We start from the raw sequence: 21,546 nt of genomic DNA on the forward strand, positions 1-21,546 counted from the left end.
TTGGGTTCGATGTCATTAACGCAAGCCTGCTTATCAATCAAGACTTTATCGAACCGGATGGTTCGATTAATAATGGGGAAAGTTTGAGGGCCGTAATGACCGAAAAAGATTCTCCGTGCGCCGGATATGCAAAGCGACATGCTGCGGGCCAAGACCCCGAAAAGCGTGAACAGATTCTGGATGGTGCCTGGGAGATGTTTCTGGAGCGCGGCTTTGACGCGACCACGATGAACAGCATCTGCAAGGCGGCGGGTGTCTCCAAAAGCACGCTTTATGTGTATTTTGCCGATAAGCAGGATCTGTTCGTGGCGCTGGTCGAGCAGCGCAAACGTATTTTTCTGGCCGGTGTCGAGGATTGTCTTGCCGGACCGGGAGGGACGCGGGACAAACTTCTGGGGGCGGCGCGCCTTCTGGCGGGGCGGCTATGCGCCGAGGATGTGGTGCGGGTGCAGCGGATCGTGATTGGTGTGGTTGAACGGATGCCCGAGCTGGGGCAGCGTTTTTACGAGGCGGGCGCGCGGAATTTTCTTGGCGTCTTCAGTCAGTGGCTGGGCGCGCAGGCGCAGGCCGGACAGCTTTCGCTGAGCGATCCGGTGATGGCCGCGCACCGGTTTTCCGAACTGGTGACGGCGGGGATCTGGCGGCAATGTCTTTTCGGATTGCGTACGGCCCCACCCAGCGACGCCGAAATCGAGCGCAACTGTCAGGAGGCGGTACGCATCTTCCTGCTGGCCTATGGCCCGCCTGCCGTCTGACGCAGGCAGGGGCTAGAATCTCAGGCGGGCGTGGTATCGATGCCGTGAAACAGCAGCATCGCCCCCGTTGTCGGTTCGGCCTGCGTGGTCGATTTCTGCATCATCGGGTGGACCTCGATGCGCAGATGATGGCCTTCGTGATCCCCTTCGGCATTGCGCGATGTCTTGGAGCTGATCACCTCACGCGCCAGTTTCGGCAGGTCGATGAAGGACAGCTTCGGCGTGACCACCGCCAGCGGGCGGTTCACATCATGGGCTTCCAGCAGGAAATGCGCCCCGACCAGATCGCTGAAACGCCGGATGCGCAGGTCGCTATCCACGAAGATCACCCCGACGCGCAGCTTGCGCAGGACCGTGTCGGTATGCTCGTTCAGCTCGGAAAGCTTGTCGATCTGCAATTCGTGCTCTGTGCTCAGCGTCACCAGTTCTTCGTTGACCGCGTGCAGTTCCTCGTTCGAGCTTTGAAGCTCTTCGTTGGAGGCCTGCAATTCCTCGTTCGAGGCCTGTAGCTCTTCGTTGGAGGCCTGCAATTCCTCGCCGCTGGCTTCCAGCCGCTCGGTCACATGCTGGAGCGTTTCCTCGGTCAGGCGCAGGTCGCGTTCCAGTTCCTGGATGCGGCGGGTCAGCAGCAGCACATCCTCGTTGAAGCTGATCGGCTTGGCAGATTTGGGCGGGTCGTCCTCCGCATCGGTCTCGCTTGCCTCGCGGAAGGTGATATCCACCAGCATGAGCCGCGAGCGGGTCAGTTGATCCAGCGGCTCGATGCGCAGCACAACCGACCGCAGGCGTCCGCCGCCCATATCCACCTTCACCTCGCGCGACGAGATATCCAGCACCCCTTGGCGCAGGCGCTCCATCCCGACCTTGATCGGGAATTGCAGATCGCGATGCACGATCTCGTCCACCGTCCATTCGGCCAGATTGTTCATCGTGTCGATAAAGGCGCTGGCGGCCCCGAACCAGCTGAGCACATGCCCGTCCGTGGTCACCAGAATGGAGGAGGGCGCGTAGCGTTTGAGCAGCGCATCATATCCCGCAATCAGCATCTCGCGATGCGACATGTCGAAGAAAGTGCTGTTGGTGGCGGCGTTGCGGCGCGGGGCAGGGCGGGCCGAGGTCACCGGCGCGCGCTCGGAATTGCGCGTGGCCGAGCCCAGCTGGTGTGACAGGATGTTCCTGTCCAGCACCCTGCGGCTGGAGGCTTTCTGGAACAGTCGCCAACGGGCATTGATCTGTTTGAATTCCGGTCCGAAGCGGCCGATCGTCTCGGACGGGCCAAGCAACAGGAACCCGTCCTTGCGCAACCCGAACAGGAACATCGAGATGATGCGCGCCTGTGGTTCCTCGTTGAGATAGATCAGCAGGTTCCGGCACGAGACCAGATCCAGATTCATGAAGGGCGGGTCACTGAGTGCGTCATGCACCGAGAAGATGATCGACTGCCGCAGCTTGGGTTCGATGATATACTGGTCGCGATGCTGGATGAAATATTTGGCCCGCAGCTCGGCGGGGACTTTGGCTACGCTGGTTTCCGAATAGATGCCCGCCGAGGCGATATCGATGGACCGGCGATGCACATCGGTGGCGATGATCCGGAATTTACGGTCAAGTCGGGCGGCTTCCAGCGCTTCGCTGAGTTCGATGGCAATCGTATAGGCCTCTTCGCCGCTGGCACAGCCCGGAATCCAGATACGCAAAGGGGCATCGTCATCGGAACGTTCCACCAACTCATCCAGCGCATCCTTGCGCAGGATGCGGATCGCTTCGGGATCGCGGTAGAATTCGGTGACGCCGATCAGCAGGTCCTGATAAAGCTCCTCCAGCGCATTCGCATCCTCGGAGAGCAGAACGCGATAGGCCTCGAGCGAGGGCAGGCCCCGCAGATGCTGGCGGCGGTCGATCCGCCGCTGCACGTTGATCGGCTTATAGGACGAGAAATCCACATGGTATTTGCGTTCCAGAAGTTTCAGGATCGCCTGCGAGGCCGATCCTTCCATCTCGGTCAGGGCACCACGGCCTTTCTTGCCCATCGTGAAGACGATAGAGATCGCCTCGGGCATCTCCTCGACCTCCAGCACGCGGTCCACCGCACCGGCTGTCAACACCGAGCGCGGCATCGAGGAAAACGCCGCCTGTGCGGGGGCCTGTGCCAGTACCGTGGCATCGGCATTATGCAGGATTTGCGCGCCGCGGGTGCCATCGGTGCCCGAGCCGGAGAGGATGATCGCAACCGTCGCTTCGGGCGGGCGTTCTACCAGAGAGCGAAAAAGCGCATCAATCGGCATGGGCGGGCGGTGCCCTCTCTCGCCGAAGGCCGTGGTCACGAAATGGTCCCCGACCAGTTCGACCGTCTGGTTGGGCTGGTTGAGATAGATGGTGTTCGGCTCCAGCCGCATGCCGTCTTCGATATGTTCGATGCGCATCTTCGAACGGCGGCTGAGCAACTCGTCCATCATGGACCGGTAATCGGGCGATAGATGCTGGATAACGATATAAGCCCATCCTGTCGAATCGGGGCAGTTGGAGAAGAAAGCCTCCAGCGGTTCCAGCCCGCCCGCCGATGCGCCCAACGCCACAACGGGAAGAGCGTGTGAATCCCCGTGCTGAGCCTGAGATGCATCGGTCATCGTGAAGTCCTTGTCGGTCTTGAGTTAATTCAAACCGTAGCACATACTCTGCCAGCCGCAACTTTAAGGACACCCCCTTGGCCAGAATTCTTATTGCAGATGACGACGAAGACTATCTGATCGCCTTTTCGGAGGGGATGGAGGCGCTTGGCCATGAAACCGTCTGTGTGACGCAATCCGACAGGCTGCTTCCGAATCTGGAACTGGGCGGGTTCGATATCGTTTTTCTCGACGTGGTGATGGCCGGAGGCGGGGCGATCGTGGCGTTGCACAAGGTGCGTGAATTCAGCGCGAGCCTTCCCGTTGTGGTGATTTCGGGCATGCCCGAGGTGGTGGATTCGCCGATTTTCACGCTGGGTATGCGCGCGGCAAATGCGCGGGTGTCCAAATCGACATCGCTCGCTAAGCTGTCGGAACTGGTCGATGATCTCGTCAGTAAAGCGCGGCAATAACACGTATCGCGTGTAGCCACCCGCCGGTTTTGCAGTGGCGTTACAGGCGCGCATATGTCACGGGCCTATCTCAGGGGGCGCAGGCGGGAAGGATCGCATGAGACACAGAGTGCAGCTCGAAAATCGCCTGTTTGCGCGCCCGCAGATCCGCAATGTTTCCGGCGGGTCCTATGCGCTGTTGGGGGCCTATGCGCTGCTGGGGGCCTGTCTGGCGCTCTGCGCCTGTGTTCTGCTTGGCGGCTATGTTCTTGACATCGCGCTTTTGCGCCAGCTTGCGCCGGGCTGGCCCGCGATGGTGCCGCAGACCGCCTATGCCCTGCTGTTTCTGGCGCTGGCCCAAGGCGGGCTGTTGCGCGGTATCGGGCGGGGGCCGGTGCTGGTGGCGCTCGTGCTGGCGCTGGCAATGGCGGGGATCGGGATCGAGGACCAGTTGCATGCCCTGCCGCAAACCCAGATCCGGCGGCTGTCTCTGAACCCGCTGGTGACCTCCAGCACCGGACGGATGGCCCCCGCAACCATTGCGGGCGTCTTGCTGATGGTGGCGATTTTGGCATTGCAGATGGCCGGAGCCAACTGGTGCAAATGGGGCCATGCGGCGCTTGCGAGTTTCGGCATCTTTTCGTGCCTGATCGCGATGGATGCCTATTTCTTCGATGCACCCGCCTTGTCGCGCATCACCTTCTTGTCGGCGATGGCCTTCCATACGGCTTTGGGGTTTCTGCTTTTATATGTCGTGGCTTTGCTGGCATCTCCCGAAGGAAGCTGGGTGCCCGACCTGTTTGCCGACCTTCCGGGGGGGCGTATGGCGCGTTGGGTGCTGCCTTGGGCCGTAATGGGGCCTATCGCGCTTTGCTATGTCGCGCTGCGCAGCACCGAGCACGGGCTGATCTCGCCCAATTTGCGGCTCAGCAGTCTGGCCATTGTGCTGCTGCTGCTGGCGGCGGTGGCCACCCTGCGCGGGGCACGCTACCAGAATATCGCCGCGCGCAGGGCGGTCTATGAAGAGCGTCGCCTGCGCGAGGTGCTGGATGGGCTGGAAACGGCGGTCTTCGTGATTGATGCGCAGGGCGTGCTGCGGATGGTCAACCATGCCGCCGAGGAGATGGCGGCCAATGCCCCCGACACCTTCCTGCAGACGGCAGAATTCCATTCGATGCGCAACCGTCGTCCGTTGGAGGGGGACGAGCATCCCGTCACACGGCTTCTGGCGCAGGGCGGTCCGACAGAGCTGCATTGCGGCTGGATCGATACGAGCGGTCGGGAACATGCGCTGCGGCTGTCGGTGACGCGGACCCATCCGGGGCAAGGCTTTGCCGAGCCGGTGCGGATTTTGGCCATTCAGGACCAGACCGAGGGCTGGATCCTGCGCGAGAACCTCTCGCGCACCGAACGGCTGGATGCGATCGGCCAGATGGCGGGGGGCGTTGCCCATGAAATGGCCAATATTCTGGGGGCTGCGCGCCTTTCGGTGGATACGCTGCTGCTGAAACCCGAAGAGCTTTCCGGGACGCAGCGTGGCAAGATCACGGCCATCCGCACGGTCTGCGAGCGCGGGGCCGATCTGACCGAACGGCTTTTGAACCTGACCCGAGACCGCGCCGCCGAGGACGAGACGCTGCGGCTGGACGCGAAGCTGCGCGAGGTTGCGGATCTGGCCCGCCAGACGGTTCCGGCGGCGATCCGTTTGGACCTCGATCTGGGCTGCGGGGATCTCTTCGTGCGCTGTGTGCCGCGTGATCTGGAAAGCGCGCTGCTCAATCTTGTGCTCAATGCCAGCCATGCGATCATGGAAGGGCCGGGGGCGGGCGGGATCACGCTGCGCAGCCATGCGTGCCCCGATGGTCGTGTCGCGATTTCGGTGATCGATACGGGGCCGGGCATGTCGGCGGCATTGCTCGAACATGTGCGCGAACCGTTCTACACAACGCGCGAGGCGCAGGGCGGCACCGGATTGGGGCTGCCGATGGTCGATAATTTCGCCCGTCAGTCGAATGGCCTGTTCGAGCTGCGCTCGACCGAAGGCGAGGGCACGACCGCGACGCTGGTGCTCGGGGGGGTGTCACCGGCCGATGCCGAAGCTGCCCCGCCGCAGATGCAGCTGCCGGATCTGGGCGGTCTGCGGGTGCTGGTGGTGGAAGACGACCCGCATTTCCATGATATTCTGACCCAATCCCTGCAAATGCTTTCGGCCGAAGTGCTGTCGGCCTCGTCGGCGGCGCAGGCGCTGGATATTCTGGCGCGCCAGACCCGTGTGCCGGATCTGCTGATCACCGATATCATGCTGCCGAACGGGTTGGACGGCTATCGTCTGGCCTTTGAGAGCCGCAAGATCTGGCCTGATCTGCGGGTGATCTACATGTCGGGCTATACCGACCGGATCAGCCGTTCGGGGCGCAGCGTGCAGGGGCTGTTGCTGCGCAAACCGCTGGCACTGGACAATCTGGTCAATGCCATTGCGCTGACCTTGCATAACAGGCCCGGTGATGGGCCGGGCCCGTCTGCGCCGTGACGCGCTGTTGTTTTGGCGTGCGGGGCTACTTTTGCGCAGAGGGCGTCGGTGAGGCCGGATTGTAGCGGGTGGGGGCCTGTATCAGGTCTTCGATAGACATCGGACGGGCAAACAGGAACCCCTGCGCGCGCGGACAGCCCATCGCCTTGAGCATCTGTAGCTGTTCAAGGGTTTCGACGCCTTCGGCCACCACCTCGTAGCCGCATTTCCGTGCGATCAGCAGGATGGCTTCGGCAATCGCGCCCCCCGAGCTGCTTTGCGACAGCTTGGCGCAGAAAGACCGGTCGATCTTGAGAATATCCACCGGCCAGTTGTCCAGATGGCGCAAGCCCCCATAGCCCGTGCCGAAATCATCCAGCGCCACTCTCGCGCCCCTTGTGCGCAATTCCAGCAACGACCGCAGGATCTGCCCCGAGCGTTCGTCCAGCATGACCTTTTCGGTGACCTCGATGGTGATCATGCTCCAGTCCAGATGGTGCCGGTTCAGCATGGACTGGACATCGAAGACGAATTCGGGGTTCAGCAGGTCGAAGGCGGTCAGGTTGATCGAAAGGGAGGCGGGGCGGGCGCCGCGCTGACCCAGACCGGCCTCGTTATAGGCCATCAGCGCGCGTTCGAGCACCGTGCGGGTCAAGGTCTCGGCAAGGCGGTAGTCCTTGAAGATCGAGGCGAAAGCATCGGGCAGCAGGATGCCGCGCTGCGGATCGCACCAGCGGGCCAGAACCTCGTAGCCTTGCACTTCGCCCGTCCCGCTATCGACGATCGGCTGGAAATAGGGTTCCAGCCGGTGGGCCCCGATTGCCTCGTCAAAGCGGCGCCCGATGGCACGCGAATTGAAGCGTTCGTGATGGCTGGGCGAGAAGATGGTATTGACCGCGCGCCCTGCATGTTTCGAGGCATAGAGCGCGCTATCGGCCAGTTCGAACAGGTGACTGAAGCTGCGCCCCTGCGACGGAAACAGGCTGGCCCCGATGCTGACCCGCCCCAGATCCGCTTTTCCCAGCATGGCCGCACCCCGCTGCACCGCCGAACGGCAGCGCGACAGAAGCGTTTCCAGATAGTTCGACGAGGTCCGACCCGTTTCGACGAAAATCCCGAATTCATCCCCGCCGACACGCCCCACGATCGCAGGCGGAGGGAAGGCCGACGTGATGGCGGAGGCGATGATGCGCAGATATTTGTCGCCGAAACTATGGCCGTAAATATCGTTGATCGACTTGAAATGGTCGATGTCGAGCATGATGAACGCCCCCTGCGCCTCTTTGGCATTCAGAAGGTCAAGCCGCATCGCGACCTTGCGCTCGAACGAGCAGTGGTTCTCGACCTGCGTCAGCGGATCGACCTCGGCCTCGCGTTCCAGCCGTTTCGCGCGGCGCTGTGCGGCCTGATAGCTGTTCTGGAGCGCCTGCTTTTCCAGATGCACGGCCAGCGTATGCGCCAGAAGCTGGGCGGTGGTGTCAAGCTGTTCGGCGCGATAGGCGCAGGCGGGGGCGCTGGTCGGAAAGGCGGTGCTGAGCCCCCCGAGCCGCCGCCCCGTTTCGCTGAACAGCCCGTGGCTGTAGAACACGTAGTCCTCGGTGCTGCAGCTATAGGGCGGGGTTGCGCGCCCGTGCAGATGGGACTGTGCCGTGACCTCTTCCAGCCCGAAGCTGAGCGCATCCTCTTGGGCGGTGCGGCCCTCGGTGAAGCTCTCGGTGCGGCTTTCGGCGGGGCTGTCCTGCGCAAGGGTGACATGCGCGCGCGTGGCCCCTGTCAGACGTTGCGCCAGCGCCGAGAGGTCTTGCAAAAGTAATGGGGAACTGTCCGTCGCGTCCAGCGTCGCGTCCTGCTTTTCCTGCCAATGGGCTGCGCGCAGGTTCCGCATTTCCAATTCGTGCAACTGATAGGTCCCTCGCGTCTGCGCAGGCGGAAAAGGCTGGCCGACCATCGTGACCGAAATGGGGGCTGTCCCGCGAGATTTATGTGCCATCGCAATGTCCTAAGCAAGAAAACCGATCAGACTGGTCAAACGCATCCACAGGGAGAAAATGGTCAAATTTTGATTTATGATTAACTCAACTTTAAGGTGATCACGCTTCTTGGCGCTTCGTCAATCATTTTCCGCATTCTGCGGATTTTTTTGCCCTAAAGGCCGAATATTGCGTAATTTTACAGCCAGTTGCGGGGGCGGGGTGTCGCCTCCTGCGCCACAAAGCCGTCTTCAGGCCATTCATCGGGGCCAAAGATCCTCGGGGGGGAGGCAAAGCGACACGGGCAAAGACGGCAGGCCTTGTGCCCGCGCACGCCATCGCGCAAGCTGCGAGGGGATTTAGCGTAGAAAGAGCCGCCAATGCCGATCAAGACCCGTTTTGCCGAGATGCTTCCGGAAATCACAGCATGGCGGCATGACTTCCATCAGCATCCTGAACTGTTGTTCGATGTTGGACGCACGGCTGGGCGGGTTGCCGCGCTTTTGCGCGAGTTCGGCTGCGACGAGGTGGTCGAGGGCATCGGTCGCACAGGTGTGGTCGGGGTGATCCACGGGCAGTCCACTCAGGCTCAGGGACCTCGCGCAGAGCGTGCCATCGGGCTGCGCGCCGATATGGATGCATTGCCGATCCTTGAACAGGCCGATGTGCCCTATGCCTCGACCGTGAAGGGCAAAATGCATGCCTGTGGCCATGACGGGCATACCGCCATGCTTTTGGGGGCCGCGAAATACCTGTGTGAAACGCGGCAGTTTGCAGGGCGCGCCGTGGTGATTTTCCAACCCGCCGAGGAAGGGGGCGGTGGCGGCCTTGAAATGTGCCGCGACGGGCTGATGGACCGCTTCGGCATCGAGGAGGTCTATGCCATCCATAATATGCCGGGTATCCCCGTGGGCGAATTCGCTATTTGCGATGGTCCGATCATGGCGGCTTGCGACCAGTTCGATATCCGTGTGCTCGGGCGGGGCGGGCATGCCGCGACCCCGCATGATGCGGTGGATGCGGTGGTTGTCTCGGCGCAGATCATCATGGCGCTTCAGACCATCGCCTCGCGCAATGTGAACCCGCATGATCAGGTGGTGGTCTCGACCTGCGCGGTCAAATCCGACAGCTCGGTGCATAATGTCATCGCGCAGGAGGTGAAGCTGCGCGGCACCGTGCGCACCATGCGCCCCGAGTTGCGCGATTATGTCGAAGCGCGCCTGCACCAGATCGTGACCGCCACCGCAGAGGCCTTTGGGGCGCGGGCCGAGATCCATTATGACCGCGGCTATCCCGTGACCTCGAACCCGCCCGAATATGCCGCGCTTGCCGTGCAGGGCGCGCGCGGGGTCACCGATAAGGTCAATCCGGATGTCACCCCGATGATGGGGGCCGAGGATTTCAGCTATATGCTCGAAGCCCGTCCCGGCGCCTATATCTGGCTGGGCAATGGCGATAGCGCGATCCTGCATAGCCCCGATTACATCTTCGATGACCGTGCCTTGCCTTACGGGGCGAGCTGGTTTGTCGAAATGGTCGAGACCCGTCTGCCGGTTTGACGTGACGGGTCTGGCGTGACGGGTCTGGCGTGACGGGGGTGACCTGACGGGTCCGGCATGCGGTCGGCGCAGCGCCGGTGTCGGGCTTACAACAGAGGGCGCGTGACCTTTTGCGGCAGGATGATATCCTGCGCGCGGGCCAGCTTTTCGGGGTCGGGCAGGGTCAGCCAGCCCCGCTTCCATTCGGCCAGTTTCTCGCGCCGCAATCTGGCCAGCGTCTTGTTGGTATGCACCAAAGACATCCCCAGCGCGTCGGCCAGATCCTGCTGCTTCCAGGGCATCGGCACGGTGGGTCCTTTCAGGCCCCGTTCCGTTCCGGGGGCGGCAGAGCGCGAAGGCTCCAGCTCGATCTGGCGCAGGAAGATCTGCAACAGCGCCCAGGCGATGCGGCTTGTGGCTTCACGCTGACCGATGGCGGCAAGGCTTTCGCCAAGGAAATGCTCCTCGCGGGCGGCCAGCCATGTCACGGTAAAGGCGCGTTCGGGCTGTGTGCGCATCAGATCCCAGAAGGCGCTGCGATCGAACACGCATAGCCGCATGTCGGAAGAGCTTTCGAAGCCGTGGCACATTTCGCCCATCACAGCGGTCTGCAGCCCGACGAAATCACCGGGAAACACGAAGTTCAGCACCTGACGGCTGCCATCGGGCAGGGTCTTGTAGCGCATCCCCAGACCCTCAAGAACGGTATACATCTGCGGGCTTGCCGCGCCTTCAAGCATCACCGTCGTGCCCGCCGCTACACTCATCTCTCCGGCCTTGAACCGCTCCATGAACGCGATTTCCTGATCGGAGAATGTCTCGAAACAATCCTTCTTGCGGAGCGGGCAATCGGTGCAGGCGGTGCCATGCCCCGAACGCGGGCTTGCTGGTGTGGCGGATGACATGTTCTTTCCCTCGTGACCTATGTCCTGAGACAAGCCGCAAAGGAGGGGTTGGTTCCCTGTCTAGCCGCCGGTATGGCTCATATGGCGCGACATCTGCCCCGCGACCTGCTGGCGCGAATAGTCGAAATCGTGGCCCTTGGGTTTGCGGGCAATGGCGTCGCGGATGGCAGCGATCAGGGGGGCATCCGCGTGGTCGGCGCGCAGGGGCGCCCGCAGATCGGCGCGGTCCTCCTGACCCAGACACATATACAGCTCGCCCGTGCAGGTGACGCGCACCCTGTTGCAGCTTTCGCAGAAATTATGGGAGAGCGGTGTGATGAAGCCGATTTTCTGACCGCTCTCGCGCAAGCGGACATAGCGCGCAGGCCCCCCCGTGCTCTCGGGCAGGTCGGTCAGCGTGAACCGCTCGGCCAGACGGGTGCGCAGCGCCGAAAGCGGCCAGTACTGGTCCAGCCGCAGGTCTTCGCCCATCTCGCCCATCGGCATGACCTCGATGAAAGTCAGGTCGAACCCCTCGTCGCCGCACCATTTTACCAGATCGAACAGCTCTGCCTCGTTGAACCCTTTCAGGGCGACGGTGTTGATCTTGACCCGTAACCCTGCCGCTTTGGCGGCCTGTAGCCCTTCGAGAACCTGCTCAAGCCGCCCCCAGCGGGTGATCTGCGCAAATTTCTGCGGATCAAGCGTATCAAGCGAGACATTGATCCGGCGCATCCCCAAGTCGGCCAGCTCTGTGGCATACCGCGCCAGTTGCGAGCCATTGGTGGTCAGCGTCAGCTCGTCAAGCGCGCCGGTGCCGAGATGGCGGGCAATCGCGCGGAAAAAGGTCATGATGTCGCGCCGCACCAAAGGCTCGCCCCCCGTGATGCGCAGCTTGCGCACGCCCAGCCCGATGAACGCCGAGCAGAGCCGGTCAAGCTCTTCAAGGCTCAGCAGATCGCGCTTGGGCAGGAACTGCATATGCTCGGCCATGCAATAGGTGCAGCGGAAATCGCATCTGTCGGTCACTGAAACCCGCAGATACGAGATAGGCCGTGCAAAAGGGTCTATGAGAGGCGTATGTGTCATGTCCGAAATCTAGGTTTGCCAGCGGCATTGAGCAAGCGGTCTCTGGGATTTGCGCAATGCGATTTGCCCAAGGAATTCCCTTGCGCTAGCTATACGGGCGTGACCTGCGGCAATGGCTTCGGGAACACGCGGTATTTTTATAAAAGGATGGGTGCATGATGGCGAGGCAGCGGACGCAGGAACGGGTCTGGGGGCAGACCGTGCGGTTGAAACAGGGGCTGGTGGTGCTGGTTTGCGGCCTTGGCCTGAGCGCCTGTTCCCAGTTGGGTGGCCATACGGACCCGGCGGCTGCACCGGGGACGGGGCTGATCAAAAGCCCCATTCCGCAGGGGGCGGCCCATACGGCTCAATCGCTGGATCAGGCCAGCGCGGGCGAGCGCGCGGCGGCGATGGCAACCAGCACCGGCGGCACCAAGCTTGGCACGACCGTGGCCAGCCTCGGCGACCCGACCCAAGCCGGTTTCTGGCTGAAGACCTCTTTGGTGAAAACCCAGACCAAGGGCCGGGTCACATTGTCGAACGGCAAATCCGTGCAGGTGATGCTTCTGCCCGCCGAAGATGGTGCCAGCCAGCTTTCGCTCTCGGCGCTCCGGATGCTGGATGTCTCGCTTACCGACCTGCCGACCCTGACGGTCTATGCGCTGTAATCTGCATTGGCGGGGGGTGTGCTGACCCGCGACCGGCCCGTCGGAGGATGGGCCGGTTTTTTATTTGCCAAAACCCGTGTGGAAACTTGCCTATAATTTTCAAACCGTTGCTGAAAAAGAGGCAGTATTAGTGCCCTATATTTGAATGTTTCCGCAAACATACTGCGGTCTATGGTCGCAATCAAAAAAATATATGGCAGCCATGCTGTCTATTAATGGATTGCAGGTGAATTTGAAAAGCACCGCAAGATGCTGAAAAATATATGAAATTATTCAGTATGCCTTGGTATGCAGAGGTATGCCTTTGTATTCCGGGGTGAAACGCTCTTCTTTTCAAGGATTTCGACTATAGGGGCGCTTGTGAAACAATCTTGCGCAGTCTAATCCTTTTGCAGGGCGTGTCGCTTGGGGCATGTCGTCTATTGACCTGACACCGCGTCAAAAGGGGGGATCAACTTGAAGATCGGTGCTCCAGAGGAGATTTATTCGGGGGAATCGCGTGTTGCGATGACGCCGGATTCCGCGCTCCAGCTGCAAAAGCTGGGCCATGAGTGTTTCATTCAATCGGGGGCCGGCATCAAGGCGGGCTTTACCGATGCGGCCTATACGGCTGCCGGCGTCACCGTTATCGAGGGCGCCGAGGCGCTGTTCGACGCGGTTGATTTCGTCGTCAAGGTGCGTCCGCCGGAGGAGGCGGAGCTGTCGCGCCTGAAGACGGGTCAGACGCTGATTTCGTTCTTCTATCCGGCGCAATCGCCGGAGATGCTGGAAAAAGCCAAGGCCACCGGCGCGAATGTGATCGCAATGGATATGGTGCCGCGGATTTCGCGCGCGCAGAAGATGGATGCGCTGTCGTCGATGGCCAATATCGCGGGCTACCGCGCGGTCATCGAGGCGGGCAACAACTTCGGGCGCTTCTTCACCGGTCAGGTGACGGCGGCGGGTAAAGTGCCGCCGGCCAAGGTGCTGATCGTGGGCGCGGGTGTGGCAGGTCTTGCCGCCATCGGGGCCTCGACCTCGCTGGGCGCGATCACCATGGCCTTTGACGTGCGTCCCGAAGTGGCCGAGCAGATTGAATCCATGGGGGCCTCCTTCGTCTATCTGGACTTCGAGGAAGCCCAGACCGATGGCGCGGCAACGGGCGGCTATGCGGCCCCGTCTTCCCCCGAATTCCGCGAAGCGCAGCTGAAGAAATTCCGCGAGCTGGCACCGGAAGTCGATATCGTCATCACCACCGCCCTCATCCCCGGCCGTGATGCGCCGGTGCTCTGGACCAAGGATATGGTCGAGATGATGAAGCGCGGCTCGGTGATCGTCGATCTTGCCGCCGAGCGTGGCGGGAACTGCGAGCTGACCGTCAAGGACGAGCGGATTGTCACCGAGAATGGCGTGACCATTCTGGGCTATACCGATCTGCCCTCGCGGATGGCGACGCAATCCTCGACCCTCTATTCGACCAATATCCGCCATATGCTGGCCGATCTTACGCCGGAAAAAGACGGTGTCATCAACCATAACATGGAAGATGACGTGATCCGTGGCGCGACCGTGGTTCATCAGGGGGAGATCACCTTCCCGCCGCCGCCGCCCAAGGTGAAGGCGATTGCCGCGCAAAAACCGAAGGAAAAGGCCAAAGAGCTGACGCCCGAGGAATATAAGGCGCAGGAAAAGGCGGCCTTCCGCAAGCAGACCATGTCTCAGGTCACGCTGCTGGTGGCGGGCACCGTGCTGCTGCTTCTGGTGGGCGCGGTCGCACCGGCCAGCTTCATGGCGCATTTCGTGGTCTTCGTGCTGTCGTGCTTTGTGGGCTTCCAGGTCATCTGGAATGTCTCGCACAGCCTGCACACGCCCCTGATGGCGGTCACCAACGCGGTGTCGGGGATCATCATCCTTGGCGCGCTGTTGCAGATCGGCGCGGGCACGCAGGTCTCGGGCGGCTGGCTCGTGGTGATCCTCTCGGCCATCTCGATCCTGATTGCCACGATCAACATCGTCGGCGGCTTCCTGGTTACGCGCCGGATGCTTGCCATGTTCCAGAAGTCGTAAGGGGGTGGGATCTATGGATATCGCTCTGATCTCGGCCGCCTATATCGCGGCGGCCATCCTGTTCATCCTCTGCCTTGGTGGCCTCTCGGGGCAGGAAAGCGCGAAACGCGCTGTCTGGTATGGCATCTCGGGCATGGCTCTGGCCATCATTGCGACCGTTTTCGGTCCGGGTGTGGGCTTCTACTGGCTGATCCTGCTGATGCTGATCGTCGGCGGCGGCATCGGTGCGCAGCTGGCGCGCAAGGTGGAAATGACCGCCATGCCGCAGCTTGTGGCGGCGCTGCACAGCTTCGTGGGTCTGGCCGCTGTCTTCATCGGCATCAATACCCATATCGTGCTGGCCTCGGTCATGCCGATCATTCTGGAACATGCCCAAACCGGCGTAATGCCCACCGCTTATGAGCAACTGTCGGGCTTTGCCGCGATTGTGGCGCATAAGTCGATGGCCGAGGTGAATATCCTCAAGGTCGAGACCTTCCTTGGCGTGTTCATCGGCGCGGTCACCTTCACCGGGTCCATCGTGGCTTTCGGCAAGCTTGCAGGCAAGATCGACGGCAAGGCCAAGAAACTTCCGGGTGGCCATGTTCTGAACGCCGGTGCGGCGATCCTGTCGCTGGCGCTTCTGCTGTGCTACATGGGTGGCTCGGGCGCGTGGACGCTGATCCTGATGGCGCTTTTGGCCTTCTTCATCGGCTATCACCTGATCATGGGCATCGGCGGCGCCGATATGCCGGTGGTGGTGTCCATGCTCAACAGCTACTCGGGCTGGGCGGCCTCGGCCATCGGCTTCTCGCTTGGCAATGACCTGTTGATCGTCACCGGTGCGCTGGTGGGTTCTTCGGGCGCGATCCTGAGCTACATCATGTGTAAGGCAATGAACCGCTCCTTCGTGTCGGTGATCCTTGGCGGCTTCGGCACGACCACGGGCCCCGCGATGGAAGTCGAGGGCGAGCAGATCGCGATCGACGCCGGTGGTGTGGCGGATGCGCTGCATGATGCCGATAGCGTCATCATCGTGCCGGGTTACGGGATGGCTGTGGCACAGGCGCAAAACGCCGTGTCCGAGCTGACCAATATGCTGCGCTCGCGTGGCAAGACCGTGCGCTTTGCGATCCACCCCGTGGCAGGCCGCCTGCCGGGTCATATGAACGTGCTTCTGGCGGAAGCCAAAGTGCCCTATGACATCGTGCTGGAGATGGACGAGATCAATGACGACTTCCCCTCGACGGATGTGGTTATCGTCATCGGCTCGAATGACATCGTGAACCCGGCCGCCCAGGAAGACCCGAATTCGCCCATCGCGGGGATGCCGGTTCTGAAGGTCTGGGAAGCGAAACAGGTGTTTGTCTCGAAACGTGGTCAGGGCACGGGCTATTCCGGCATCGAGAACCCGCTGTTCTATAAGGAAAACACCCGCATGTTCTACGGCGATGCCCGTAAGTCGGTGGATGAACTCCTACATATGATGAAAGCCTGATCAGGCGAAGAAAAGGCCCCGAGGTTTCTCGGGGCCTTTTTCATTGGTGATGCGCGTCAAGCCTGTCCAGCACCAAGGGCTGAACCTGATCCAGCAGCGCATCCAGATCGCGGCGGAAGTCGCCCATCGCCGCTTCGGTCGCTGCGCGGTCAAAGGGTTGGGCCGTGCCAAGCGCCACAATTCTGGCGCGCGCCTCCAGCACCTCTTGCAGGGCGGGGGTCAGGGTCTCGCGGTTCTCGGCCAGAGCGTCCCGCAGATCGCGCCGGATCTCGCGCGGGAAGATCACCGCCTCGCCCACGGGGCCGGTCAGCTGGGCGCGCAGCGACATCAGCCGCAGCCCCGCGCCGATCGCCAACGCATTGCCCAGAAGAGATACCGCCAGCACGCCAATCAGAACCTTGCGCTGCATCAGAAGCCTCCCGGCAGCAGGCTGCCGGTGATCAGCGCCAGGGCCAGATCATCGCCCAAGAGCGGCCCGATCACGCCCCAGCCAAGGGCGAGCGTCACAATCAGCGCGCCACCGAAGCCAAGCGTAACGGGCAGGGGGCGGATGAGAACCTCGGCCAGAGGCGGTCTGTGCGGCGTCTGTCGGGCGATCTCGCTCAGCACGGTGCGCGACAGTCGGGGGATGTCTACGGGTGTCGCCTGCATCAGTTCGATCACGCGCGCGTCGATGTCTTTGGTGTCTTGCGTCATGGATCGATCTCCTTGAGTTGGTCGCGCAGTCTGGCGCGGGCGCGGATCAGCAATTGTTCGACAGCCCCCGTCGACAGCCCCATGATCTGGGCAATCTCTCGGGTGCTCAGCTCGCCACTGGCGCGCAGCAAAAGCGCGCGCCGCTGGCGGTCGGGCAGATGGTGCAGGGCGGCTCGCGTCAGCCCCAGCCGCTGGCGCATCGCCAGATCATATTCGGCAGGGGGATGGTCATCGACCGGGTCGGGGGCTGCGTCAAGCCCCAGAAAGTGCCGGACCCCAAGACGCCGGTTGCGGTCGGTGCAATGGTTGGCGGCAATGCGGTAGATCCAAGTCGAGACGGCGGCCCGCGCAGGGTCATAGCGGGAGGCTTTCTGCCAGACGCGCAGGAACACCTCCTGCACAACGTCCTCGGCCTCTTCGGGGCGGCGCAACATAGCGGCGCTGAACCGCGTTACTCCGGGGCCGAAGCGCTGCATCAGGCGCTGCAGGGCCTGCCGGTCGCCCTGCGCCAGTGCGGCCATCAGCGCGACCCATTCGGTTTCGGGGCGGTTGTCGGCCTGTGTCACGCGGGCCTCCTTCCGCCCGATCCCTGCCTGCAACCGGATTGGATCGCAGGCAGGAAGGAAGGGCAAGCGTGATCAGCGGGTGACACTGATCTTGCGGCTTGTCTGGCCGGTTTCGCCATTCGTGCCGGTCGCCGTAACGGTGGTTTCGGTGCCGGTGCCGTCGCTGCTACGGGTGCGCGTTTTCGAGGCGGTCTGCCCCGTCGGGCTGGTCGCCTTGGTGGTCGTGGTGCATTTGGCCTGACCGTTTTCACGCACGCAGTCGCGGTCCTTGGTGACGGTGCTGCCTTTGCCGGTTTGCACGGTGACGCTTTGCGCCTGCGCGGTGGCGGCCATCGTGAACAGGCCAAACGAGGTCAGCAGAACAGGGAGAAGTTTCATAGCAAAATCCTTTTGCGGGGGAGAGAACAGAGCATGACAGCCCCGTTGTTAAAACGACGCAGGCGAGAGGCCTGCAGGAAGGCGGGCGATCAGGCGCGCCAGTTCTGACGCGCTGAGATGTCCGTCGCTGTTGCGGTCGGCACGGGTAAAGCCCTGTGTCTGTGCCTTAAACTCGGACCAGTCCACAAATCCGTCGCGATTTGTGTCACGTTTCATCAGACGCTGGCCATCCGCATGCTGCCTGCGGGCCTGTGCGGCCTGCGCCACATCCTGCGCGCGGATTTTTCCATCCTGATCGCGATCGATCCCGTTGAAGATCGTGCGGCGCAGGGCGTCGAATTCCGCCAGATCCAGCCTCCGGTCCTGATTGCGGTCATAGCGATCAAGGATCTGGGCGGCGCGGGCCATATCTGTGTCGGGGCTGGCTTCGGCCAGCGGGGCGAAAAGGGCAAACAGGCAGGACATCACAAGCGATGAGGGGCGTGACAGGCGGCAGGTCATGGCGGTCTCCGGCAAACTGGCGATGTCTTCCTTTACGCAATCCGCGCGCGGTCCCTACGCGTGCCAGCAGAAAAACTGTTGCGGCATACGAATGTATGCTAATAAATACATGATATTAATGCACAAAATTATTTACAGGCGGGTGTGATTGAGGCAGGCTCCGACGGTCGTAACCAGGAATGACTGTCATGCCCATGCCTCCGGTCGAAGACCATCCGCAGCGCTACCCGATGGTGGCAGAGCTTCATGCGCGCCCCTTTCCCAAGATTTCGGTGCCCTCGCATGTGGTCTATCTGGCGGTGAAAGAACCGCTGGGGGCGGCATCGCGTTCGCGGGCGGCAGATATGGAACATCTATGTGATCTTCTGGACCGGCATGGCGCGCCGCTGCCTCCCGAAGGGGCCACCCATCATGCGGGAAATATCGGGCGATACCGGCTTTCTTGGGAAAGCCATACAGAGTTTGTCAGCTATCTTGCGCAGTCCGACGGGGTGTCGCAGCGCCCCTTCGATCCTGCGGAAACGGCGGTTTTCCCCGAGGACTGGCTTAGAACGGCCCCCGGAAAGCGTCTGGTGGCCGTGCATATCCGCATCAAGGAAATGCCCGAAGATCCGGGGCAACTGGCCAAGATGGTCGATGACTGGTTCGTACCGGAAAATCTGGTCTGCACCTGGGTTGTGGATGAGGCGATCGCTTTGGCGGGCGATTTCCGCATCGATGCGGCAGGGCAGATGCGTTTTGCGCTTTTCGTGCGGCCCGGCACGGGGCCGGGTCGGGTCGGGAGGGTGGTCCAGCGGCTCTGCGATCTGGAGGCCTATCGCGCGATGTCCATGCTGGGGCTGTCGCGCGCGCGCGAGCTGACCGCGCGGCTTAACAGCCTTGATCCGGCCCTGTCCTCGCTGATCGCATCCATGCGCGATGCCGATACCACGCCCGAGAAGGTGTTGAACGCGTTGCTCGATATCTCCTACGAGCTGGAGATGCTGGCGATGCATCTGTCCTTTCGTTTCGGGGCGACCCGCGCCTATGCCGCCTTGGTGCGCGAGCGGGTCGAGATGCTGCGCGAGACACGTTTTGCGGGGCGGCAGAAGCTGGGCGAATTCGTCTCGCGCCGTTACGATCCGGCGATCCGCACCGTCTTTGCCGCCGAGCAGCGGCTGAATGCGATGCTGGAACGTGCCGGTCGCGCCGCCGAATTGCTGCGCACACGGGTGGATGTGGACCGTTCGGCGCAGAACCAGAGGCTGTTGGAAAGCATGGATCGCCGTTCGGATCTGCAGTTGCGCTTGCAGCATACGGTCGAGGGGCTATCGGTGGTGGCGATCAGCTATTACGCCGTCAGCCTGTGCGGATATCTGGCCTATCCGCTCGCCAAGAAGCTGGGCATAGGCAAAGAGATGATGGTTGCGGGGCTGACGCCACTGGTTGTGCTGGCGGTCTGGCTGATGCTGCGGCGGATCAAGAAAGGCATGGGCGCGCATTGACGGCCTTGCGGATAGCAAGGCCGAGATCGGGAGGGGGCGGTTTGGCACGGACCTGCTTTGGCGCGCGCCAATCCGGCTGATACCCTCGCGGTCCCGTTCAGCGTCAAACAGGCCGATCCAGGCCCCCAGTCCGCGCGGGCCCGCGCTGTCATTAAAGGCGCAAGCTCATTTCGGTGTTTCGCGCGTTCCACAGGGGCCCGCGATCGATCCTGCATCGGGGTAGGCTGCTCTCGCTTTGATGGGCCGTGGTGATGCCGCGGGGGCGCTCTCCCGTAGCGGTGGCCGTTTTGACACGGCACCGGCTGACCAGTTCGGGAGGGTCTTGCTCAGGGTAAGGCGGCGGTATCGGCGGGCAGAGGCGGGAGCAACGGCACGGGCAAGGAGACGGGCAGTGAAACGGTGCCAAGCGCAGGCGGTCTGTCGGCGTCGGTCTGCACTGATGGCGCGGGGGCGGGGTCTGCCTGTTGTGCGGGAAGGGCATCGGCAGGCGGCCTTGCCTCCTGTGCGTCGGGAAGGCGCAGACCCAGTATGGCCTCTGCCGCGCGGTCATAGTTTTTGTCCAGATGATGGCCCCCTTCGAAGGCCAGCGCCGTAACCGAGGGGCTGGTGGGGCAGGCGCTGTATTGGTCTTTGCGCCCGTACAGGCAGAGCACATGCAGGGACGGCGGCAGTGCCTCCAGGGCCGCGACCACATCGCGGCTGCCGGTCTTCTGGCCAAGCCATCCCCCCATGACCACCTCGAAGCCGGTATGGGTTTCGGGCGAAAGCAAGGCCAGCCCCAACACGTTCTCGCGCAGCGTCGCGGGCAGCAAGGGCGCATAGAATGGGGTGACATTCGCCCCCAGCGAAAATCCCGCCAGAATGACGTTCTGCGTGCCGAAACGGGCCGCAAAATGCGAGTGGATGCGGGTCATATCGGCGGCAATCCTGTCCGGGCTGCGTTCCTGCCACAGATAACGCATGGTCGAAATCCCGATGACAGGTAGCCCGTTCTGTGCCAGCCGGTCTGCGATTTCCTCGTCGAAATTGGCCCAGCCGCCATCGCCCGACAGGAAAATCACAAATGCCTCCGGTGGGGTGTCCGCGGCGCTATGATCGGTGGCCGCTTCGGGCAGGTGGAGAGTGATCGGCAGATCCTGCAGATCCTGTGCACGGGTGCCGGTGTCAAAGGCGTGATCGGTTCCGGCCAGCGCCAGATAGGCCTGCACCAGCGCCGCGTTACGGGCCTCGGTGCTGTCCTCGGCGGGCGGGTAGAAGCGCACACCACGCACCGCCTGTAGCACCGAGGCCGCGTCGGTTGCGGCATCATGCCAACGCAGCACCGTCTTGCGGCCCGCTTCGGGCAGGGCGGTCTGACAGGTATCGGGCAGATCCCTGTGCAGATCCTGCGTCACGATCCCCTTGAACTGGTCGGGGCGGGTGGCGGCCGCCAAGCGCGCAAGGGCCGTCCCCTCTCCGATGCCAAGCAGGACGGGGGCACGGGGCGCGGCCTCCCGCCGCTTGCCGATTTCCTGTGCGATATATAGCAGGGCGTCGGTTGCCTGCTCGCAGCCGCCCCCGAGATCCAGCAGCCAGTCCGGATCGATGGTAATGACAAGCGTATGCATGTCCGCCAGTGTCCGGGCAATCGTTTCGCTCCGGCCTGCCGTGGCATCCGCCGCCCCGCCCGCCAGTAAAAGCGCGGTCGAACGGATGTCGTCCTGCGGCTCGGCAATCGAGGTGACCGCCAGAAACAGCGCGCTGCTTTGCGGTTGTGCCATTGCGCGCAGACCACCGAAGATCATCAGGCCCAGCAGCAGGGTCAGCATCAGCCCCGGTCTTACTATCAGCGCGCGGCTTGGCGCAGGGGGCAACAGGCGCAAGACAGAACGGGCGGGGAAAGGCGAATGCGGCATCAAGCGGTCTCCTGCAATGGGCAAAGCTATAAGCGGCAAACCCTGATGAGCGG

General features: G+C 62.4%; 18 protein-coding genes. 8 read left to right on the forward strand and 10 right to left on the reverse strand.

Annotation, left to right across the window (positions count from 1 at the left end; genetic code table 11):
- Positions 1-95: 95 nt before the first annotated feature.
- Positions 96-755: a TetR/AcrR family transcriptional regulator gene (locus WDB86_RS01230; protein WP_406736373.1), complete on the forward strand. Its 660-nt coding sequence runs from the start codon at positions 96-98 to the stop codon at positions 753-755.
- Positions 756-775: 20 nt separating this feature from the next.
- On the opposite strand, the gene WDB86_RS01235 is transcribed toward WDB86_RS01230, so the two are convergent.
- The gene (locus tag WDB86_RS01235) at positions 776-3,382 is read right to left on the reverse strand and encodes a chemotaxis protein CheB (RefSeq protein WP_406736374.1); all 2,607 of its coding nucleotides are present in this window, start codon (positions 3,380-3,382) and stop codon (positions 776-778) included.
- Between the two features lie 77 nt (positions 3,383-3,459).
- Here WDB86_RS01235 and WDB86_RS01240 point away from each other — a divergent pair, with 77 nt between their 5' ends.
- Together WDB86_RS01240 and WDB86_RS01245 are read left to right on the forward strand one after the other, a co-directional pair.
- A complete protein-coding gene (locus tag WDB86_RS01240; protein ID WP_406736375.1) occupies positions 3,460-3,834 on the forward strand; it encodes a response regulator in 375 nt (124 codons plus the stop codon).
- A gap of 97 nt (positions 3,835-3,931) precedes the next feature.
- The gene (locus tag WDB86_RS01245; RefSeq protein ID WP_406736376.1) at positions 3,932-6,343 is read left to right on the forward strand and encodes an ATP-binding protein; all 2,412 of its coding nucleotides are present in this window, start codon (positions 3,932-3,934) and stop codon (positions 6,341-6,343) included.
- Between the two features lie 25 nt (positions 6,344-6,368).
- Here WDB86_RS01245 and WDB86_RS01250 read toward each other — a convergent pair whose 3' ends face one another.
- Complete coding sequence (locus WDB86_RS01250; protein WP_406736377.1) at positions 6,369-8,312, reverse strand: putative bifunctional diguanylate cyclase/phosphodiesterase; 1,944 nt, start codon at positions 8,310-8,312, stop codon at positions 6,369-6,371.
- A 360-nt stretch (positions 8,313-8,672) separates the two neighbouring features.
- Between WDB86_RS01250 and WDB86_RS01255 the strand changes: the two genes are divergently transcribed.
- On the forward strand, positions 8,673-9,851 hold the full coding sequence (locus WDB86_RS01255) for a M20 aminoacylase family protein (protein WP_406720964.1): 1,179 nt from the start codon (positions 8,673-8,675) through the stop codon (positions 9,849-9,851).
- Positions 9,852-9,937: 86 nt separating this feature from the next.
- On the opposite strand, the gene WDB86_RS01260 is transcribed toward WDB86_RS01255, so the two are convergent.
- Both WDB86_RS01260 and moaA read right to left on the reverse strand, forming a co-directional pair.
- The gene (locus WDB86_RS01260; RefSeq protein ID WP_339107622.1) at positions 9,938-10,735 is read right to left on the reverse strand and encodes a Crp/Fnr family transcriptional regulator; all 798 of its coding nucleotides are present in this window, start codon (positions 10,733-10,735) and stop codon (positions 9,938-9,940) included.
- A gap of 60 nt (positions 10,736-10,795) precedes the next feature.
- Complete coding sequence (moaA, locus tag WDB86_RS01265; RefSeq protein ID WP_406736378.1) at positions 10,796-11,803, reverse strand: GTP 3',8-cyclase MoaA; 1,008 nt, start codon at positions 11,801-11,803, stop codon at positions 10,796-10,798.
- Positions 11,804-11,958: 155 nt separating this feature from the next.
- Here moaA and WDB86_RS01270 point away from each other — a divergent pair, with 155 nt between their 5' ends.
- The 3 genes from WDB86_RS01270 (at position 11,959) to WDB86_RS01280 (ending at position 15,973) form a co-directional block, all read left to right on the forward strand.
- Complete coding sequence (locus WDB86_RS01270; protein WP_406720962.1) at positions 11,959-12,450, forward strand: hypothetical protein; 492 nt, start codon at positions 11,959-11,961, stop codon at positions 12,448-12,450.
- Between the two features lie 456 nt (positions 12,451-12,906).
- On the forward strand, positions 12,907-14,496 hold the full coding sequence (locus tag WDB86_RS01275; protein WP_339107619.1) for a Re/Si-specific NAD(P)(+) transhydrogenase subunit alpha: 1,590 nt from the start codon (positions 12,907-12,909) through the stop codon (positions 14,494-14,496).
- Positions 14,497-14,509: 13 nt separating this feature from the next.
- Positions 14,510-15,973: an NAD(P)(+) transhydrogenase (Re/Si-specific) subunit beta gene (locus tag WDB86_RS01280; protein ID WP_339107618.1), complete on the forward strand. Its 1,464-nt coding sequence runs from the start codon at positions 14,510-14,512 to the stop codon at positions 15,971-15,973.
- Positions 15,974-16,013: 40 nt separating this feature from the next.
- On the opposite strand, the gene WDB86_RS01285 is transcribed toward WDB86_RS01280, so the two are convergent.
- The 5 genes from WDB86_RS01285 to WDB86_RS01305 form a co-directional block, all read right to left on the reverse strand.
- Positions 16,014-16,382 (reverse strand): hypothetical protein, encoded by a 369-nt coding sequence (locus WDB86_RS01285; protein ID WP_406736379.1) that lies wholly within the window; start codon positions 16,380-16,382, stop codon positions 16,014-16,016.
- Positions 16,382-16,669 (reverse strand): hypothetical protein, encoded by a 288-nt coding sequence (locus tag WDB86_RS01290; protein ID WP_406736380.1) that lies wholly within the window; start codon positions 16,667-16,669, stop codon positions 16,382-16,384. The genes WDB86_RS01285 and WDB86_RS01290 overlap by 1 nt, the downstream gene beginning before the upstream one ends.
- Positions 16,666-17,235, reverse strand: coding sequence for a sigma-70 family RNA polymerase sigma factor (locus WDB86_RS01295; RefSeq protein WP_339107615.1), 570 nt, complete (start codon positions 17,233-17,235; stop codon positions 16,666-16,668). Before WDB86_RS01295 ends, WDB86_RS01290 begins: the two co-directional genes overlap by 4 nt.
- A 72-nt stretch (positions 17,236-17,307) precedes the next feature.
- A complete protein-coding gene (locus WDB86_RS01300; protein ID WP_406736381.1) occupies positions 17,308-17,613 on the reverse strand; it encodes a hypothetical protein in 306 nt (101 codons plus the stop codon).
- A gap of 48 nt (positions 17,614-17,661) precedes the next feature.
- The gene (locus WDB86_RS01305) at positions 17,662-18,114 is read right to left on the reverse strand and encodes a hypothetical protein (RefSeq protein WP_406736382.1); all 453 of its coding nucleotides are present in this window, start codon (positions 18,112-18,114) and stop codon (positions 17,662-17,664) included.
- A gap of 194 nt (positions 18,115-18,308) precedes the next feature.
- Here WDB86_RS01305 and WDB86_RS01310 point away from each other — a divergent pair, with 194 nt between their 5' ends.
- Entirely contained in the window at positions 18,309-19,598 is a 1,290-nt protein-coding gene (locus tag WDB86_RS01310) for a DUF3422 family protein (RefSeq protein WP_406737065.1), read from the forward strand.
- Between the two features lie 326 nt (positions 19,599-19,924).
- On the opposite strand, the gene WDB86_RS01315 is transcribed toward WDB86_RS01310, so the two are convergent.
- Positions 19,925-21,493 carry an AcvB/VirJ family lysyl-phosphatidylglycerol hydrolase gene (locus WDB86_RS01315; RefSeq protein ID WP_406736383.1) on the reverse strand — a complete coding sequence of 523 codons (1,569 nt, stop codon included), beginning with the start codon at positions 21,491-21,493 and terminating at the stop codon, positions 19,925-19,927.
- Positions 21,494-21,546: the final 53 nt, after the last annotated feature.

This window comes from Thioclava sp. GXIMD4215 (assembly GCF_045291555.1).
Lineage (GTDB): Bacteria > Pseudomonadota > Alphaproteobacteria > Rhodobacterales > Rhodobacteraceae > Thioclava > Thioclava litoralis.